This is a genomic window from Neisseria flava (assembly GCF_982712965.1).
The window spans coordinates 12,183-30,342 of record NZ_CEXQBZ010000109.1 but is presented as its reverse complement, the minus strand read 5'-3'; the positions used below and the strand labels follow the sequence as shown (position 1 = coordinate 30,342).

The following is an 18,160-nucleotide window of genomic DNA, read 5'->3' as shown; positions in this document are numbered from 1 at the left end:
ACCTTTTGTCATTACAGCAACACAATATCGTACTGTTCCTGCGTGTAGGCGGTTTCGACTGCCAGCGAAATCGGTTTGCCGATAAAGTCTATCAGCATCGCCAGCGATTGCGATTCTTCGTCGAGGAAGAGGTCGATGACGTTGGGTGCGGCGAGGATACGGAAGGACTGCACGTCGTAACGGCGGGCTTCACGGACGATTTCGCGCTGGATTTCGTAACAGATGGTCTGCGGCGTTTTCAGACGACCCCTGCCTTGGCAGGACGGGCAGGGTTCGCAGAGGATTTGGCTGAGGTTTTCACGCGAACGTTTGCGGGTCAATTCGACCAAACCCAAGCTGGTGAAGCCGTTGAGGGTAACGCGGGTACGGTCGAAGGCGAGGGCTTTGGCAAGCTCTTGCAATACGGCTTCGCGGTGGGCTTCCTGCGCCATGTCGATGAAGTCGATAATGATGATGCCACCAAGGTTGCGCAACCGTAATTCGCGGGCGATGGTGTGGCAGGCTTCAAGGTTGGTGCGGAAGATGGTTTCGTCGAAGTTGCGCGCACCGACGAAGCCGCCGGTGTTCACGTCTATCGTGGTCATGGCTTCGGTGGACTCGATAATCAGGTAGCTGCCGAAGTTGAGGTTGACGCGCGGTTGCAGGGCGCGGCTGATTTCCTGCTCGACGTTGTGGGTTTCAAACAGCGGGCGTTCGCCTTTGAACAACTCTATCCTGCCCAATGCGCCGTGGACGTATTGCTCGGCGAAGCGGGTCATGCGGCGGTGGTTTTCGGTTGAGTCGACCAGAATTTTTTGCGTGTCGAGGCTGAACATATCGCGCAACACGCGCAGGCTCAAAGGCAAATCCTGATACAGCAGGGTTTCCGGAGGCTGGATTTTTGCTTGTTCTTGAATGTGTTCCCACACTTTGGTCAGGTAGTGGATGTCGGACTGAAGCTGCTCGTCGGTGGCGTTTTCGGCGTTGGTACGGATAATGTAGCCGTGGCACGCGTCTTCGGGCAGCAGGTTGGTCAGGCGTTCGCGCAGGCTGTTGCGCTCGGTATCGTCTTCGATGCGCTGGGAAATGCCGATGTGGTCCTCCTGCGGAAGGTGGACGAGGAAACGTCCGGCCAGCGAAATTTGAGTGGAAAGGCGCGCGCCTTTGGTGTTGATAGGGTCTTTGATGACTTGCACCAAAACCGACTGCCCTTCAAACAACATATGCTCGATGCGCTGGGTTTCGTCGGGGTTGCGGCGTTGTTCGAGGACATCGACGATGTGCAGAAACGCGGCGCGTTCCAAACCGATGTCGATGAACGCACTCTGCATGCCGGGCAACACGCGGCGCACCACGCCCAGATAAATATTGCCGACCAGACTGTGGCCGCTGTTGCGTTCGATGTGCAGCTCGCAGATATTGTTTTCTTCCAACACCGCCACGCGCGTTTCCTGCGGCGTAATGTTAACAAGCACGGTTTCGGGCGGACGGATAGCGTCCTTCGGGATAGGAATTCCTGAAAGCATTGTTTAGTTCCTGATTTTTAATAAGAAATATAGTAGATTAAATTTGAACCAGCCCGGTTTTGCTTTGCTCAAACCTGAAAAATGATCGGCTGATTGTGTTGCTGTTCTGACTCAAATTTAATCTACCATCCGCTTGCCGTCGGTTTTGTGGAAAATAAATGACAAAAGCGGTTCGGATTACCGTTTATCATACTTTAAAAACGGCGTTTTGGCACATGGGCGGCAGGCAGCCCTTACGCCCTGAAAACAAAGATTCAGGCAAAATAGCCGATTTCAAGTATTGTAAAATAAACCATATGCCCATATAGTGAACCCCATTAGAACTCTGAAAACAATCATGCAAACCGTTACGATGTACACAGGCGCGTTCTGCCCCTACTGCACCATGGCTAAAAAGCTGCTGCATTCGCTGGGCGTCGCCGAAATCAACGAAATCCGCGTCGACCGCAGCCCCGAAGCCTTTGCCGAAATGCAGCAGCTTTCCGGGCAGCGCAGCATACCGCAAATTTTCATCGGCGATACCCACGTCGGCGGTTTCACCGATTTGTACGGCCTGCACCGCGAAGGCAGGCTGGATTCTTTATTAAACCCGTAACTTTAAACCCAACTAGGAAAACAAAATGAGCGAAGAATTGCAACCCGTATTCAGCATTGAGCGTCTGTTCGTCAAAGACCTGTCTTTGGAAGTGCCCAACGCCCCCCAAATCTTCTTAGAACAAGGCGAGCCTGAAGTCGATATGCGCGTTTCCACCAACAGCGAGAAGCTGGAAGAAGGCTACTACAACGTTGACGTAACCGTTACCGTAACCGCCAAACTCAACGCCGAGCGTACCATGTTCCTCAACGAAGTAACCCAAAGCGGCATCTTCCGTCTGGAAAACATCCCTGAAGAAGACGTTCAACTGCTCTTAGGCGTAGCCTGCCCGAACATCCTCTTCCCTTACGCACGCGAAGCCATTTCCACCAGCGTAACCCGCGCCGGCTTCCCGCCCGTACTGCTCGCTCCGATCAACTTCGAAGCCATGTACCAGCAACAACAAGAAGGCAACGCATAATCCGCGTTCCCTGTTTGTCAAAAGGTCGTCTGAAAATCCAAACCCAAGTTTTCAGACGACCTTTTGTCTTTGCCATACTCTATTTCACAATATCCGACAGCGGCCAGCGCGGTTTGATGTTGAATGCGCCTGCGGGCTGCCGCTCCTGCAACCTCATTGCGCCGGCAAAGGCAATCATCGCGCCGTTGTCGGTGCAGTATTCCATAGGTGGGAAACAGACTTTGATTTTTTCTTCCTTAGGCTTAGGTTTGCCTTTTTCAGACGGCTTTTTGACGCTCAAGCGGGAAAATTCGTCGCGCAGCTTCCAGTTTGCACCGACGCCGCCCGCGACGACCAAAGTTCTGAAACCGGTATCCAACAAGGCTTTTTTGGCTTTGGCAGCGAGGACGTCAATTACCGCGTCTTGAAACGCGCGGCAGATGTCGTTGCGCGTTTGCTCGGGGATTTCGCCATCGTTTTCGGCGCGGACTTTTTCGACGGCGGTCAGCACGGCGGTTTTCAAACCGGAGAAGCTCATCTGCAAATCGTGCGAATGGAGCATGGGGCGCGGGAACGAGAAGGCATTGGGATTGCCCAGCTTCGCCAGTTCGGACAGCTTCGCGCCGCCGGGGTAGGGCAGTCCTAAGAGTTTGGCGGTTTTGTCGAACGCTTCGCCCGCCGCGTCATCGACGCTTTCTCCCATCAGCGTGTAGTCGCCGATGCCGCGCACCGCCATAAACTGCGTATGCCCGCCCGAAACCAGCAGGGCGACGAACGGAAATTCAGGCTTGTCGTCCGCCAAAAGCGGAGAGAGCAAATGACCTTCGAGATGGTGGATGGGAATGACGGGTTTGTTCAGGGCAAACGCCAAAGCGTTGGCATAGCCCGAACCCGCCAGAAGCGCGCCGCCCAAACCCGGCCCTTGGGTGTAGGCGACGGCATCGATGTCGTCGTATGAAACGCCCGCCTCCTGCAAACAGCCCTGCGTCAGCGGCACGACGCGGCGGATGTGGTCGCGGCTGGCAAGTTCGGGAACAACGCCGCCGTATTCGGCGTGCATTGCCATTTGGGTGTGAAGATGGTGCGCCAACAGGCCGCGTTCGGTGTCGTAAAGCGCAACGCCCGTTTCATCACAGGATGATTCGATTCCGAGTACCAACATGGTTTGAGGTCGTCTGAAAATAAGGATGCGGTATTTTAACGGATTTCGGATGGGCTTGGCTTGCTTGAGGTTTGGGAATATGCAGTGGGAGAGGCTATATCATATATATACGATACGGAATTGGGTTTGCTATCCGGTTATACCGAGCATTTTTATTGTCTGAGTTTTTGTTATTTAAATTTGATTACATTAGACATATTAGAGACGCATCGGGTGGGAGGATTGTCGGCAATTTTGATTTTTAAATTTAATTGATAGAAATATTATTGCTTATATTTTTATATTTTATGATTTTTAATGCTTTAAAATACAAAAAAATTATTTTTTTGAAATAAAATTGCTTAATAATTGGGAAAAGGCTTGTTTAAAACAGGTAAAGAAGGTAATCTATGCCTCGATTTATCTGAATTTGAAAGCAATAACAATGACCAAACAATACCCTACCGACGATATTAAGATTAAAGAAGTCAAAGAGCTGCTGCCGCCGATTGCCCATTTGTACGAGCTGCCGATTTCTGATGAAGCAGCGGGACTGGTACACCGCACACGTCATGAAATCGCCGATTTGGTTCACGGCAAGGACAACCGCCTGCTGGTGATTATCGGTCCGTGTTCCATCCACGACCCCAAAGCCGCCTTGGAATACGCCGAACGTTTGCTGGTGTTGCGCAAGAAATATGAAAAAGAATTGCTGATTGTGATGCGCGTGTATTTTGAAAAACCGCGCACGACGGTGGGCTGGAAAGGTCTGATTAACGATCCGCACTTGGATGGTACGTTCGACATCAACTATGGTCTGCGTCAGGCACGCAGTTTGCTGCTGACGCTGAACAATATGGGAATGCCCGCTTCGACGGAGTTCCTCGACATGATTACGCCGCAATATTACGCGGACTTGATTTCTTGGGGCGCGATCGGCGCGCGGACGACGGAAAGTCAAGTACACCGCGAACTTGCCAGTGGCCTGTCTTGTCCGGTCGGTTTCAAAAACGGAACGGACGGTAATCTGAAAATCGCTATCGACGCGATTGGTGCGGCAAGTCATCCGCATCACTTCCTGTCTGTAACCAAAGCAGGGCATTCCGCCATTGTGCATACCAGCGGCAATCCCGACTGCCACGTTATCCTGCGCGGCGGCAAAGAGCCGAATTACAGCACCGAACACGTCAAATCGGCGGCGGAACAATTAATAAAAGTCGGTTTGTCGCCCAAGCTGATGGTCGATTGCAGCCACGCAAACAGCCGTAAAGATTACAGACGGCAGATGGAAGTTGCCCAAGACGTTGCCGCGCAACTGGAAAACGGTGAAGACAGCATTATGGGCGTGATGGTGGAAAGCCATTTGTTCGAAGGCAGACAGGACAAGCCCGAGGTTTACGGACAAAGCATTACCGATGCCTGCATCGGCTGGGACACTACCGAAGAAATGCTCGCGCTTTTGGCTGCGGCAAACCGTAAACGGGTTGCGCCTTAAGCCGGTTTGAGCGGCAAAAAAGAGGTCGTCTGAAAAGGCTGTGTGTGAACAAAAACAGACAGTTTTTCAGATGACCTTTTGTTTTGTATAAATTGTTTATTTACAAGGGCTTCAGGGTGGTCTCCGGGTAAATTATCGTAGTTTAAACAGTCTTTACTTATCAGAAGACATATTAATGAAACCTTGTGAGATACTGCTTACGTATTGTTTAACCCACTGATGGAGAATACAACATGAAAAAGGCTTTGACTAAAACCGTTACCTTGATTGCTATCGCTGCTTCTTTGAGCGCATGTGCAGGTATGAACCAAACCCAACGCAATACCGCTACCGGCGCAGTATTGGGTGGTGTAGCAGGTAACCTGATTGGCGGCGATACCGGTTCTACTTTGGGTGGCGCAGCATTGGGCGGCGTTATCGGCAGCCAAGTTCATCGCGGACATCGCTATCGTTAAGTAGTTCATTAATATCATTATGCAAACCGTTCCTATCGTTTCATTTGTCGGAACGGTTTTTGTTTGATGGGGCAATGGGAAAAGGTCGTCTGAAACGAGGGTTATCGTGTTTCAGACGACCTTTTAGCAATAAGAAGGATGGATAACTTATTGGCGGATGACTGCTTTGGCGATTTGATCCGCCATGCGTTTGCTTGCTCCTTGGTGCTTGCCGATAAACTCAAGGGCTTTTTGGGAGAAACGTTCTTTTTCCGATGGATTGGTAAGCCATGATGTGGTTTTTTCGTACCATCTTTCAGTAGTACCAACCTGTTCTGCCGCCCCTGCCCGGATCGCATCTTGGCATACGGCGGCGAAATTGTAGGTTGAAAACCCGAATAAGGTCGGAATGCCGCAGGAAATCGGTTCGATAACATTCTGACAGCCTGCATCAACAAGGCTGCCGCCGACGAAGGCAATATCCGCAGCCAAATAATAGGCAAACAGTTCTCCCATGCTGTCTCCGACCCATATTTGCGTTTCTTTGTTGACAGGAAGGTTATCACTGCGATATTGCACACGGTAGCCCATATCTTCCGCAAGGGAAAAGGTCGTCTGAAAACGCTCGGGGTGTCGAGGGATAATCACCAGCAGTGCATCCCCTTTATAGCGTTTCCATGCTTCAAGCAACATTTCCGCTTCGTCCTGACCTTTATAGAAACGGGTGCTGGCACACACGACGACAGGGCGGTTGCCGATCCGTTCTTTAAATGCGGCTGCAAGTGCTTTCATCCCTTCGGGAAGCGATACATCATATTTGGTGTTGCCGCAAACGTGGACATTAGAAGCCCCAATCAAGTGCAACCGTTCTGCATCTTCGGCAGTTTGGGCAAAGCATCCGCTCAGGGTGCGCATAGCAGGCTCAACCAAGCCGCGTATTTTCAAATATCCCCGTTGCGATTTTTCAGACAGGCGGGCGTTAGCAAGAAAAAGCGGCACCTGTTTTTCAGCACACATATGCATCAGGTTCGGCCAAATTTCTGTTTCCATCAAAATACCGAAACGAGGGGCATGGTCGGTTAAAAATTGCCCAACCCATTCTGGTTTGTCGTAGGGAATATAGCGGCATTGCGCATTGGGATATAGGGTTTGCGCCGTATGCCTTCCGGTCGGTGTCATTTGAGTCAGTAATAAAGGGACATCTGGGAAATAGTTCTGTAATGCTTCAATGAGTGGCTGCGCAGCACGGGTTTCCCCGACAGAAACGGCGTGAATCCAAATCGGATGACGTACGGGCTTGCTCATTTTTTTGCCGAATCTTTCATCCCAGTGTTCCAAATAGGATGTTGATTTTTTAGCTCTCTTTTTTAGATAACGGCGGATAAACAAAGGAGCGATATGCCAAAGTTGATTGTATAACCAACGTATCATAATGATATTCCAAGATGTGATGGGCGTATAAAAAAGGTATCAGGAGGGGATTATAGACGATTCAATCTAAAACGGGACGAGATGAGCAGATCCAAAGCTAATGAGAATAGCTGAATAGGGAGGCCAGTGATTTTGAAATACTTAATTTTGGAGTGAGTGGGAAATAGGTGTTGTTAGATAAGATTGACGAAATTAGAAAGATCATCATCTATGAGGATAGATGATTTTTGTCTAAATACAACACTTTTTTAACATGTTTCAGTTGTAGAAAGATGCGTGAAAGTTGGGGTATAGAGGTAAGAGATGGGAATTTGTGGATATATGTATGGAAAACATTCTTGTAGATAAAAATAGCCTCTAAAAATTTTATTGGTAAATTTTTGTTTTATTTTAAATTTAAATTGCTTTTTATATGAAAATTAGACACAAAATTGCAGAATATCATATATTTCCCTACTAATTTCAATTGTTAATATGTGCTAGGTTATATATTCATGGCAAACAATACTGTTAATAATTAATAATATAGAGAACGTGTTAAGCCATGATAAAAAAAAATAATAAATGAGAAGACAGCTAGTCCAATATAATGCAATCATGTATAGATTAATTGGATTGTAAATCGATCCAGTATATTGATTGTACTGATTTATTTGTTTTAGATGGATTGAATCGGTTACATTTTTTTGTAAGTGTTAGATAAGTGGTATGTATATTAGATAAACGGTAAATATTTGTCAATCATAATATGCAAAAACATATATTATCTTTGGTTCGATCTTTTCGATAACTATCATTATGTGTTTTTATCAGGGAGATAAAATATGAAACACAAAGCACACATGAATCGTTTTACCGCGCTCAATACGGCAATGTCCGTATCGTTTGCCGCTTTCGGTTTGTTTGCAGCATCTGCTGCTTCAGCTGAAAATTACATTAGTATCAGTAGTGATGCTGGTGTTCAACGTCCTAACTACAACAACGATGGCGCTACTGATCGTTTTGGTATGGCTATCGGTGTAAATACAAAGGCAACAGGTCATAGCGGTATCGCTATCGGTACCAGCACCACTTCTGCGGGTGAGTCTGCTACCGCTGTTGGTACTCTATCTAATGCAGACGGTATTGCCGCTACGGCCTTTGGCCAAGGTGCGCAAGCAGTTGGTAATGTAACGACTGCCGCAGGTCAAAAAGCTCGTGCAACTGCCCAAGGCGCAACTGCTTTGGGTACTGGTTCTGTAGCTTCTGCAATGTATTCTACTGCTACAGGTGCAGCATCTTCTGCGTCAGGTCAGTCAAGTGTGGCTTATGGCTTGCAGTCTAAAGCTTCTGCTAATTCGGCAGTGGCTATTGGCTCCCGTGCGATAGCTTCTCATGCAGGTTCCGTTGCTTTGGGTGCAGGTTCTGAAACTGCTGAGGCAGTAGGCACTAACAGTGCAACTGTAAATGGTGTGTCTTATAGTGGCTTTGCAGGTACCAATCCTCGTTCTACCGTTAGTGTTGGCTATGCGGGTGGTGAGCGTACTATCACTAATGTTGCTGCTGGTCGTATTAGTACAACCAGTACTGATGCTATTAACGGTAGTCAATTGTATCAAGTTGCTGCACGTTCGCAAGGTAACTCTACTGCAATCACCAATTTACAAAATCAAGTTAATGGTATTGGTAACCGCTTGAATGATATGGATAAGGATTTGCGTGCAGGTATCGCCGGTGCGACTGCGATTGCCTTCTTGCAACGTCCGAATGAAGCAGGTAAGAGCATGGTTTCTGCTGCGGTAGGTGGCTATCGCAATGAACAGGCTATTGCAGTGGGTTATGCTCATAACTCAGATAACAACAAATGGTCTGTTAAAACCGGTGTCAGTGTTAATACACGCAAAGACGTAAACTGGGGTGGTAGCGTAGGCTATCAATGGTAAGGCCTGAAGGGGTTGGTCGGTTCAGACGACCCCAGTTGAAGAATGATATCGATATAAAGGAAAAAACATGAAATTATCAATCATTTTGCCAGTTATCGCGGCATTGACTTTGGCTGCTTGTGGTAATTTAAGCAAAGTCAGCAAAGAAGGTACTACTGATAACCCTGTATGGCCTGATGCTGCTAAAACTACCTTCCGTCATGATGGTACTCAGCATGGTACTTGGCCGAATTGGGATAACGTCCGTCAAATTGAAGCGGGTATGAATAAAGACCAAATTTACGAATTGATCGGTCGTCCTCATTTCCAAGAAGGCTTGTATGGTGTTCGTGAGTGGGATTATTTGTTCAATTACCGTGAAAACGGTGAGCATAAAACTTGTCAATACAAGATTTTGTTTGACAAAGACAAAAATGCCCAGTCATTCTTCTGGTTGCCAGAAGGTTGCGGTCCTAAAAAGTCTGCTCCTGAAGTAGTTCGTGAAGTGATTATTCGCGAGGTAGCTCCAGCTCCTGCTGCACGTATCCGCCAGTAACTAGTAATAGTTTGATTTTATAAATTAAAACCGAGTTTTGTGATTTTGCAAAACTCGGTTTTGTTATTTTGACTGTTTAAATAGTAGTGTAATGGGATTCTGCACGGACAGTGGTTGTTTTATAATAACCCCTTAGAATTTGGTAAGGGGCGTTTGTGTCATATTTTTCACAATGAAAAGCAAAGTTGAATGATATTAGAACGTCCTGATATGTTTTAGGCATAATGGATGATAAAATAAGCATACTCTTTGCAAAAAAAGAGAAAATAAGAAACGGATAGCAAACAATGAGTATCGGATTATTACGAGTTTTAGTTCAAAGTCAGACAATCAACAGTACCCAGGCAGAGCATTACAACAATATATTGAAAACGGGGCAGGAAATCTTGCCTATGCTTTTTGCGGATAAGATTATTAGCCCAAGGTCTTTGGGTGAGTTGGTTGCGCGAGTTTTTAGTTATCCACTCTTGGATTTACATTATTATCCACGTAACAATATTGTTATGGATGTTTTGACCGAAGAACAGATGGTTCAGAATCGCTGTGTTCCGATTTTTCGTCGCGGTCGAAAGGTATATTTAGCGGTTTCAGATCCTACTCAAATCCAAAGTTTTCAAAAAATAGCTTTTGCTTCAGGAGTGACAGTTGATTTGGTTGTCGTACCTGACGATCAATTAAGTTCCCTTCTAGAATGGTTAGGACAACGTTCTACTACCATCTTAAAAGAAATTAGTGAAGAACAAGAAGCTGCTCAACCCTCACAAGCTCTCTACATTGACAATGAAGAAGCTGAAGACGGTCCTATCCCTCGTTTTATTCACAAAACTTTATCGGATGCACTAAACGCAGGCGCATCTGATATACATTTTGAATTTTACGAACAAATGGCTCGTGTTCGTTTTCGCGTAGACGGTCAGCTAAGAGAAGTGGTTCAACCGCCTGTTGCAGTACGCGGACAGCTGGCTTCACGTATTAAAGTAATGGCGCGTTTGGATATTTCTGAAAAACGTGTGCCACAAGATGGTCGCATTCAGATTGCTTTCCATAAACATGGTCGCCCCATTGATTTCCGCGTGAGTACGCTACCTACCCTTTTTGGTGAAAAAGTGGTAATGCGTATTCTGAATTCTGATGCGGCAACTTTAAATATTGACCAGTTGGGATTCGAGCCTTTCCAAAAAGAAATGCTGCTTGAGGCCATTCATCGCCCTTATGGCATGGTATTGGTAACAGGTCCGACAGGTTCAGGTAAAACCGTATCGCTTTATACCTGTCTGAATATTTTAAATACAGAGGACGTCAATATTTCCACCGCAGAAGACCCTGCAGAGATTAATTTACCAGGCATCAACCAAGTCAACGTCAATGATAAACAAGGTTTGACTTTTGCTGCAGCATTAAAATCTTTCTTGCGTCAAGACCCTGACATCATCATGGTAGGTGAGATTCGTGATTTGGAAACTGCGGATATTGCCATCAAAGCGGCACAAACCGGACATATGGTGTTTTCAACGTTGCATACCAATAACGCGCCTGCGACCCTATCCCGTATGTTGAACATGGGGGTTGCTCCATTCAACATTGCCAGTTCTGTCAGCTTAATTATGGCACAACGACTATTGCGTCGTCTGTGTTCGAGCTGTAAGCGTGAAGTTGAGCGCCCCCCTGTTCCCGCATTGAAAAAAGCAGGATTTACAGATGAAGATTTAGCAAAGGATTGGAAACTCTACCGTCCTGTCGGCTGCGATAGTTGCCGTGGTAAAGGCTTCAAAGGCCGTGTCGGCGTCTACGAAGTGATGCCGATTACCGAGGAAATGCAACGTGTCATTATGAATAATGGTACGGAAGTTGATATTATGAACATGGCCTATAAAGAAGGCATGGTCGATTTACGCCGCGCAGGTTTGTTAAAAGCTATGCAAGGTTTGACTTCATTAGAAGAAGTTATTGCTCACACTAACGATTAAACCATTGAATCGAAGAAATACGGGGACTTTTGTTTTCTTCATTCTTAAACATTAAACCAAGGGGTAACAAAATGGCTCAAGCAGAGCAAAAAAGAGGCTTATTCGCTCAAAAAAATAAAGGCAAACGTTTTACGTTTGAAGGTAAAAATACCAATACGGATCAATTAGTCCGAGGCGAAGTAGTCGCCAAAGACGAAGAAGAAGCGCGTAAAAAGCTCCAACGCCGCGGGATACGCCCTTTACGTATCAGTAAAGTAAAGGCAACCAAAAAGCGTCGTATTACTCAGGAAGACATTACAGTTTTCACCCGTCAACTCGCCACCATGATGAAAGCAGGTCTGCCTTTAATGCAGGCTTTTGAAATTGTCGCACGCGGACACTCCAACCCATCCATGACTGAAATGTTGATGCAAGTCCGTGCAGATGTGGAACAAGGTAGTGCATTAGGTAAATCATTTGCCAAATACCCAAAATATTTCGACCGTTTTTATTGCAATCTGATTGCGGCTGGCGAGACCGGTGGTGTTTTAGAAAGCCTGTTGGATAAACTTGCTGTATATAAAGAGAAAACACAAGCCATTAAGAAAAAAGTAAAAACTGCATTGACGTACCCAATTTCTATTGTGGTTGTTGCGGTTGTACTGATTTTCGTAATGATGCGCTGGGTTTTGCCTGCATTTAAAGAGGTTTACTCCAATATGGGAGCAGAATTACCAGGTATGACACAAACAGTCATGAGTATTTCCGACTTTTTTGTGGAATATGGCTGGATCATGATTATTGCAGCAATTGGCATTGGATTTGGTGTATATAAATTGCATCAGAAATCTCCTGAATTTCAAAAACGTGTAGATGCCATGGTTTTACGTATGCCTATTTTTGGCTCTATCATTCGTAAAGCAACTATTGCACGTTGGGCTCGTACTACTTCTACCTTATTTGCTGCCGGTGTCCCTTTGGTTGAGGTTTTAGATTCTGTATCAGGTGCTGCCGGCAATATACTCTATGAAGAAGCAACGCAAGACATCCGTGCAAAAGTTACTCAAGGCCTCTCTTTGACTTCAAGTATGCAAAGTACGGATATGTTCCCGAATATGGTTATTCAAATGGCTGCTATTGGTGAAGAGTCAGGTTCGTTAGATGATATGTTAAATAAAGCTGCAGAGTTTTATGAGGAAGAAGTTGATAACTCTGTATCACAACTATCTTCTTTGATGGAGCCGATTATCATGGTGGTTTTGGGCTCCATTATCGGTACAATCCTCGTGGCGATGTATCTGCCGCTGTTTAACCTCGGTAACGTAGTAGGTTAATATGTTGGAATCTTTGGATACATTAGCGCCATTCGCTATTCCGCTATCTATTGTCGTTGGTTTGTTAATCGGAAGTTTTCTTAATGTTGTCATTTACCGCGTTCCTGTCATGATGGAACGCGGTTGGACTCAGTTTGCGAAAGAGCATTTGCAACTTGAATTAACGGAAGAAGAGCAGCAACCATTCAATTTGATGAAACCGGATTCACGCTGCCCCAAGTGTCATGCTCCGGTAAAGGCTTGGCAAAATATTCCGATTGTCAGTTATCTGATGCTTGGCGGTAAATGCGGTTCGTGTAAAACGCCCATCAGCATCCGTTATCCCTTAATCGAATTATTGACCGGTATATTGTTTGGCGTAGTGGCGTGGCAATATGGCTGGACGATGGTTACATTTGGTGGGTTAATATTGACTGCAATATTGATTGCATTGACCTTTATCGATGCGGATACTCAATATTTACCTGACAGCCTGACCCTGCCGTTGATATGGTTAGGCTTGCTGTTTAATTTGAACGGCACATTCGTACCATTGAAATCCGCCGTCTTAGGTGCAGTTTTCGGTTACATGAGCTTATGGTTGTTATGTTTCATCTATAAGCTTTTGACTGGAAAAATCGGTATGGGTAACGGCGATTTTAAATTGCTGGCTGCTCAAGGTGCATGGCTTGGGGTCGGCATTTTACCTGTATTGGTTTTTATGGCAGCATTAATCGGTCTGATTGGAGCGATTATCGGGCGGGTTGCCAAAGGACAATATTTTGCTTTCGGTCCGAGTTTGGCCATTGCTGGCTGGATTATTTTGGTAGCCAACGAGCCGGTACATCGTGCCGTCACTTGGTGGCTGACAAAATCAGGATTTTAATATGACTTTATGGATAGGTTTGACAGGCGGTATCGGCAGCGGGAAATCTCAAGCAGCAAAAATCTTTTCTGATTTGGGAGTTCCGCACATTGATGCCGATGCCCTGAGTCGAAACCTGACGGCGGATAACGGTATAGCATTACCGGCTATCCGCCGTCTTTTTGGCGACAAGGTTTTTCATACTCAAAACAGTCTGAACCGTGCTGCTTTGAGGGATATTGTTTTCAGACGACCTCAAGCCAAAAAAGAATTGGAAGAGGTATTACTGCCTTTGATTTTAAATGAAATCAAATCAGCAAAGACCTGTTATCCCGATGCGGCATACGGCATCATCGATGTCCCCTTGCTGGTTGAAAATCCGGAATTTTTGGCAGCTGTTGATAGAGTATTGGTGATTGATGTTTCTGAAGCAACACAAATTCTTCGCGTTCAGCAAAGAAGCGGTTTGAACACAGAAGAGATCAAGCGCATTATGAATACTCAGTCCAACCGCAAAACGCGGCTGCTCTATGCAGATGATGTTTTAGAAAATGAAGGAACTTTATCTGAATTGGCCAAGAAGATTCAGGAACTGAATAGGTTTTATCTGGGATATGCCGGCAACTCAAAATTTGGTACATCATTGCCCTAACGTGAAATATCCCTATCAACAGACAAAGCATATTGGAAATCCAACAATCAAAAGGTCGTCTGAAACTGTGTTTGGTTTTTCAGACGACCTACTTGACAGAAAACAGATAATTCAATTTTAAGAACTCGGAAGCCAATACGGCGAAAAGTTTAAACAATGGAAAATGGATACCCAAATAATCGACCTCCCTTAGAAAAAAGAATTTTTTATCTGGAGCATTCAGGGCAGTATCTGATGGTTTGCGCCCTATCAGATTACTCCCACAATAAACATACTGTCGTTATGGCAAATTTTCTCTGTCCAAATGAAACAATGGATTGAAGGAATTTAGATAATTTATTCAATGAGTTGGTTTTAGAGGAATTACAGTCTTCATTTATGGATTGGTATCCAACTATTGAAGAGGCAATTAGCCATCATTTAGAAGGCTTTTCGTAACAAGCATAAAATAAAGAATGATTTGGAAGGAATAAATAATGACTGAAGTAACGACTGTGAAATGTCCGACCTGTCAAAAGTCGGTGATATGGAATGAAGAGAGTAAATACCGACCTTTTTGCAGTCAACGTTGCCGATTGATTGACTTAGGCGAATGGGCGCAAGAGAAATATACGGTTGCAGCGGAAGAAGATGATACTTTATCCGATTCAATAGTCGGAGGCTTACAATAAACTGTATTTAAAACGTTTTTTTGAGGTTATGCAGCCCCCCCTTTTTTCTCCTTGGTAGGCATTTGTTTGGTAGGATGCCATTATGGTAATGGCTGTCCAAGCTTATGTTTCAGACCAATGTCGGGCATTTTTCATGTCTTGTTCGATTTGTACTTTTAATTCGGCGATACTGTCGAATTTTTTTTCGTCGCGTAATTTGTGCAGAAAACGGACGTTCAGGCGTTGGCCATAAATGTTTTCATTGAAATCAAATAGATGGACTTCAAGTTTTTGGGCGCGGTTGTTGCTGACAGTAGGGTTGAATCCGAAACTTGCCACGCCGCGTTTTGTGCCGAAAGTGCCATCTACTTCAACAACAAATACCCCGCTTAAGGCGTAATGGTGGGGAGGGAGTTGGATGTTGGCGGTGGGGGCGTTGATGGTGCGGCCGAGTTTTTTACCGTGTTTGACTTTGCCGCTTAAGGTGTAATCGTGTCCCAGCAGTTTTTTGGCATAGTCTAATCGTCCTTCAGAAAGCGCATTACGCACGGCGGTACTGCTGGTACGGATGTCTTCTACGATAACAGATGGGGTACGATCGGTTTGAATATCAGGTTGTGCTGCCAAAAGTTCGAAATCGCCACGGCGACCTGCACCGAAACGGAAGTCATCTCCAATCAGCAGATAACGCGTATTCAACGTCTTGCGTAAAAGCAGATTGATAAAGTCTTGGGCATCCATATCGGCAAATGTTTGGTTAAACCGCAGCACCCAAACTGCATCGACACAGCCGGTTTGTTCAAGCAAATTCAGTTTGGTGCGCAGAGGGCTGATACGGTAGGGCTGTTTTTTACCGGTTTGTCGGGCAAAAAATTCTTTGGGTTGTGGTTCGAAGATAACGACGACGACAGGAAGCCCCCGTGCATCGGCTTCTTGCTTGAGTTTTTGGAGAATGTGTTTGTGTCCGAGGTGTACGCCGTCAAAATTGCCGATGGTAACGGCACTTCCCTGAGGGAAGTCGGGCGTGCGATGCTGACCGAGCCAGATTTTCATGAGTTATTTATGCGGTTCGTAAACGGACGGGTATTGTAAACGTTCTTGGTGTTTATATAAACCACAGGTCGTCTGAATATGTTTTCAGACGACCTGTATCGTCGTTACCACCAAAACGGCGGACGGTAAAAAGGGTAACCCCAAGGGTCGTAATAGTTGTAATAATAGCGTGCTTCTTGGAGCTGCTGCTGGGAAATGTAGTTTTGCCATGCCATTTTGTAGCAGGCTTGGAACATGGGGTCGGAAACTTTATCTATATATTTCAGGCGGAAGGATTTTTGCTGTTCTACTGTTTGAACGGAGCGGTTATCCGCCAGCTCAAACTGTTTTTGTATCAATCGGGCGGTTTCGGGGTCGCACTGGGAGGCCAAGTGGATTTGCAGGTTTTGTTCTTCCTGTTTCCGAGCCTGTGCGCGTGCGGCGAGTTGCTCCGGCGTGGCGGCGCAGGCAGTCAGGAATGCAAGGGTGAAGAGCGATAAAAAGCGTAATGGGTTCATGATGTTGCCCCTTTAAGGTGATGATAACCAATGTACGCTGACGGCTGGTCGAGTGCAAGGGGTAAATAGGTAAAGGTCGTCTGAAAACCTTGAAACTCGGTTTTCAGACGACCTTTTTGTTTTACCGCTTGGATGAAAAGGCTGGACTAAGCAGTTTAACCTTTGTTGAGGATTTGTTTGTTTTCGCCTTCGCGCCGTAGTTCTTTAGGGAGGACGAAGACGATGCTTTCTTCTGCGCCTTCGCCTTCGCGTATGGTTTCGTGTCCCCATTGCTGTATGGTTTGCAGGACTTCTCTGACTAAAACTTCGGGGGCGGACGCGCCGGCGGTTACGCCGACTTTGTGTTTACCTTCGAACCATTCGCGTTGCAGGTAGCCGGCGTTGTCGACCATATAGGCATCGACGCCGCGTTGGGCGGCGACTTCGCGCAGGCGGTTGCTGTTGGAAGAATTGGGCGAGCCGACGACGATGACGATGTCGCATTCTTCCGCCAATTCTTTGACGGCGGTTTGTCGGTTGGTCGTGGCGTAGCAGATGTCTTCTTTATGCGGGTTGCGGATGTTGGGGAAACGGGCGTTCAGCGCGGCGATGATGTCTTTAGTTTCATCGACGGAGAGGGTGGTTTGGCTGACGTAGGCGAGTTTGTCGGGGTTTTTGACTTGCAGTCCGGCGACGTCTTCAACGGTTTCGACCAGCAGCATTCTGCCGGGCGGAAGCTGTCCCATGGTGCCTTCGACTTCGACGTGGCCTTTGTGTCCGATCATGATGATTTCGCAGTCTTGCGCGTCGAGGCGGGCGACTTCTTTGTGGACTTTGGTCACGAGCGGGCAGGTGGCATCGAATACGCGGAACCCGCGTTCGGCGGCTTCCTGCTGCACGGCTTTGGAGACGCCGTGTGCCGAGTAAATCAGGATGGCGTCTTTGGGTACGTCGGCGAGGTCTTCGATGAATACCGCGCCTTTTTCGCGCAGGTTGTCCACGACGAATTTGTTGTGGACGACTTCGTGGCGGACGTAAACCGGTGCGCCGAATTCTTCCAGCGCGCGCTCGACGATGCTGATGGCGCGGTCAACGCCGGCGCAGAAGCCGCGCGGGTTGGCAAGGATGATGGTTTTTTGGGTCATGTGTATGGTCCGGATTTCAGACGACCTTAAAGGTTGTCGGTTGTCGGTTCGTCGGCTACTGCTTCGTCAGTCGGTTTGGGGTCTTTTTTGTGGAACAGTCCATCCAAAACCAATAAAACGGCACCGACGCAGATAAAGCTGTCGGCAACATTAAATGCAGGATAATACCAATCCTTCCAGTAAAACAGTAAAAAATCAACCACATGACCGTGAATCAGTCGATCGATGACGTTACCGAGCGCGCCGCCGATAATCATGGCGGCGCCGATTTTGCCCGAAAGGCGGAACTCGTCGCGCAGGATAGCGCGGGCGAGATAGGCGCTGATGACGAGCGCCAGCCCTAAGAAAAAGAATTTCTGCCAGCCGCCTTGGTCGGCAAGAAAGCTGAACGCTGCGCCCGGGTTGTAGGCAAGGGTCAGGTCGAAGAAGGAGGAGATGATATTGAGGCGCTCGCCTTCTCGGAAGTGGGCGAGGATTTCCCATTTGGTCAGTTGGTCAAGCGCGATGCCGACCAGCGCAATCAGCAGGTAGGCGGTTTTTTTGGAAAGGGAGGAAGACATTTG

General features: G+C 46.7%; 18 protein-coding genes and 1 pseudogene. 12 read left to right on the top strand and 7 right to left on the bottom strand.

Translation table 11 applies throughout. The features are described 5' to 3' along the window. Positions 1–11: 11 nt before the first annotated feature. Positions 12–1,505: a ribonuclease G gene (gene rng / locus AC5M9B_RS05020; RefSeq protein WP_070654832.1), complete on the bottom strand. Its 1,494-nt coding sequence runs from the start codon at positions 1,503–1,505 to the stop codon at positions 12–14. Between the two features lie 337 nt (positions 1,506–1,842). On the opposite strand from rng, the gene grxC reads away from it, so the two are divergent. Together grxC and secB are read left to right on the top strand one after the other, a co-directional pair. Next, positions 1,843–2,100: a glutaredoxin 3 gene (gene grxC / locus AC5M9B_RS05015; RefSeq protein ID WP_003741129.1), complete on the top strand. Its 258-nt coding sequence runs from the start codon at positions 1,843–1,845 to the stop codon at positions 2,098–2,100. 25 nt (positions 2,101–2,125) lie between these two features. Continuing rightward, on the top strand, positions 2,126–2,560 hold the full coding sequence (gene secB / locus AC5M9B_RS05010) for a protein-export chaperone SecB (protein ID WP_003741126.1): 435 nt from the start codon (positions 2,126–2,128) through the stop codon (positions 2,558–2,560). Positions 2,561–2,639: 79 nt separating this feature from the next. On the opposite strand, the gene tsaD is transcribed toward secB, so the two are convergent. After that, a complete protein-coding gene (tsaD, locus tag AC5M9B_RS05005) occupies positions 2,640–3,701 on the bottom strand; it encodes a tRNA (adenosine(37)-N6)-threonylcarbamoyltransferase complex transferase subunit TsaD (RefSeq protein WP_070654834.1) in 1,062 nt (353 codons plus the stop codon). 424 nt (positions 3,702–4,125) lie between these two features. Between tsaD and aroG the strand changes: the two genes are divergently transcribed. Beyond that, on the top strand, positions 4,126–5,175 hold the full coding sequence (gene aroG, locus AC5M9B_RS05000; protein ID WP_070654836.1) for a 3-deoxy-7-phosphoheptulonate synthase AroG: 1,050 nt from the start codon (positions 4,126–4,128) through the stop codon (positions 5,173–5,175). A gap of 233 nt (positions 5,176–5,408) precedes the next feature. After that, positions 5,409–5,630: a YMGG-like glycine zipper-containing protein gene (locus tag AC5M9B_RS04995; protein ID WP_472692157.1), complete on the top strand. Its 222-nt coding sequence runs from the start codon at positions 5,409–5,411 to the stop codon at positions 5,628–5,630. A gap of 147 nt (positions 5,631–5,777) precedes the next feature. Here AC5M9B_RS04995 and waaA read toward each other — a convergent pair whose 3' ends face one another. After that, positions 5,778–7,040 carry a lipid IV(A) 3-deoxy-D-manno-octulosonic acid transferase gene (gene waaA, locus AC5M9B_RS04990; RefSeq protein ID WP_070654840.1) on the bottom strand — a complete coding sequence of 421 codons (1,263 nt, stop codon included), beginning with the start codon at positions 7,038–7,040 and terminating at the stop codon, positions 5,778–5,780. Between the two features lie 824 nt (positions 7,041–7,864). Between waaA and AC5M9B_RS04985 the strand changes: the two genes are divergently transcribed. From AC5M9B_RS04985 to yacG, 8 genes and pseudogenes are all read left to right on the top strand, one after another. Further along, positions 7,865–8,962, top strand: coding sequence for a YadA family autotransporter adhesin (locus AC5M9B_RS04985; RefSeq protein ID WP_070654842.1), 1,098 nt, complete (start codon positions 7,865–7,867; stop codon positions 8,960–8,962). 67 nt (positions 8,963–9,029) lie between these two features. Beyond that, the gene (locus AC5M9B_RS04980; protein WP_049228456.1) at positions 9,030–9,497 is read left to right on the top strand and encodes an outer membrane protein assembly factor BamE; all 468 of its coding nucleotides are present in this window, start codon (positions 9,030–9,032) and stop codon (positions 9,495–9,497) included. Positions 9,498–9,784: 287 nt separating this feature from the next. Continuing rightward, entirely contained in the window at positions 9,785–11,464 is a 1,680-nt protein-coding gene (gene pilB / locus AC5M9B_RS04975) for a type IV-A pilus assembly ATPase PilB (RefSeq protein ID WP_049228453.1), read from the top strand. 71 nt (positions 11,465–11,535) lie between these two features. After that, positions 11,536–12,777, top strand: a complete 1,242-nt coding sequence (locus AC5M9B_RS04970) for a type II secretion system F family protein (RefSeq protein WP_060974403.1) — start codon at positions 11,536–11,538, stop codon at positions 12,775–12,777. A 1-nt stretch (position 12,778) separates the two neighbouring features. Next, positions 12,779–13,642, top strand: coding sequence for a prepilin peptidase (locus AC5M9B_RS04965; protein WP_070654844.1), 864 nt, complete (start codon positions 12,779–12,781; stop codon positions 13,640–13,642). A 1-nt stretch (position 13,643) separates the two neighbouring features. Continuing rightward, a complete protein-coding gene (coaE, locus tag AC5M9B_RS04960) occupies positions 13,644–14,273 on the top strand; it encodes a dephospho-CoA kinase (RefSeq protein ID WP_019270097.1) in 630 nt (209 codons plus the stop codon). A 156-nt stretch (positions 14,274–14,429) separates the two neighbouring features. After that, positions 14,430–14,711, top strand: a pseudogene (locus AC5M9B_RS04955) (hypothetical protein). 38 nt (positions 14,712–14,749) lie between these two features. Continuing rightward, on the top strand, positions 14,750–14,944 hold the full coding sequence (gene yacG / locus AC5M9B_RS04950; RefSeq protein WP_049228449.1) for a DNA gyrase inhibitor YacG: 195 nt from the start codon (positions 14,750–14,752) through the stop codon (positions 14,942–14,944). Positions 14,945–15,046: 102 nt separating this feature from the next. On the opposite strand, the gene ribF is transcribed toward yacG, so the two are convergent. The 4 genes from ribF to lspA all read right to left on the bottom strand — a co-directional run bounded on the left by ribF (position 15,047) and on the right by lspA (position 18,157). Next, a complete protein-coding gene (ribF, locus tag AC5M9B_RS04945) occupies positions 15,047–15,976 on the bottom strand; it encodes a bifunctional riboflavin kinase/FAD synthetase (RefSeq protein WP_070654846.1) in 930 nt (309 codons plus the stop codon). 104 nt (positions 15,977–16,080) lie between these two features. Beyond that, complete coding sequence (locus tag AC5M9B_RS04940) at positions 16,081–16,473, bottom strand: hypothetical protein (RefSeq protein ID WP_070654848.1); 393 nt, start codon at positions 16,471–16,473, stop codon at positions 16,081–16,083. 155 nt (positions 16,474–16,628) lie between these two features. Continuing rightward, complete coding sequence (gene ispH / locus AC5M9B_RS04935) at positions 16,629–17,597, bottom strand: 4-hydroxy-3-methylbut-2-enyl diphosphate reductase (RefSeq protein WP_003741106.1); 969 nt, start codon at positions 17,595–17,597, stop codon at positions 16,629–16,631. Between the two features lie 26 nt (positions 17,598–17,623). Continuing rightward, the gene (lspA, locus tag AC5M9B_RS04930; RefSeq protein ID WP_487648324.1) at positions 17,624–18,157 is read right to left on the bottom strand and encodes a signal peptidase II; all 534 of its coding nucleotides are present in this window, start codon (positions 18,155–18,157) and stop codon (positions 17,624–17,626) included. Positions 18,158–18,160: the final 3 nt, after the last annotated feature.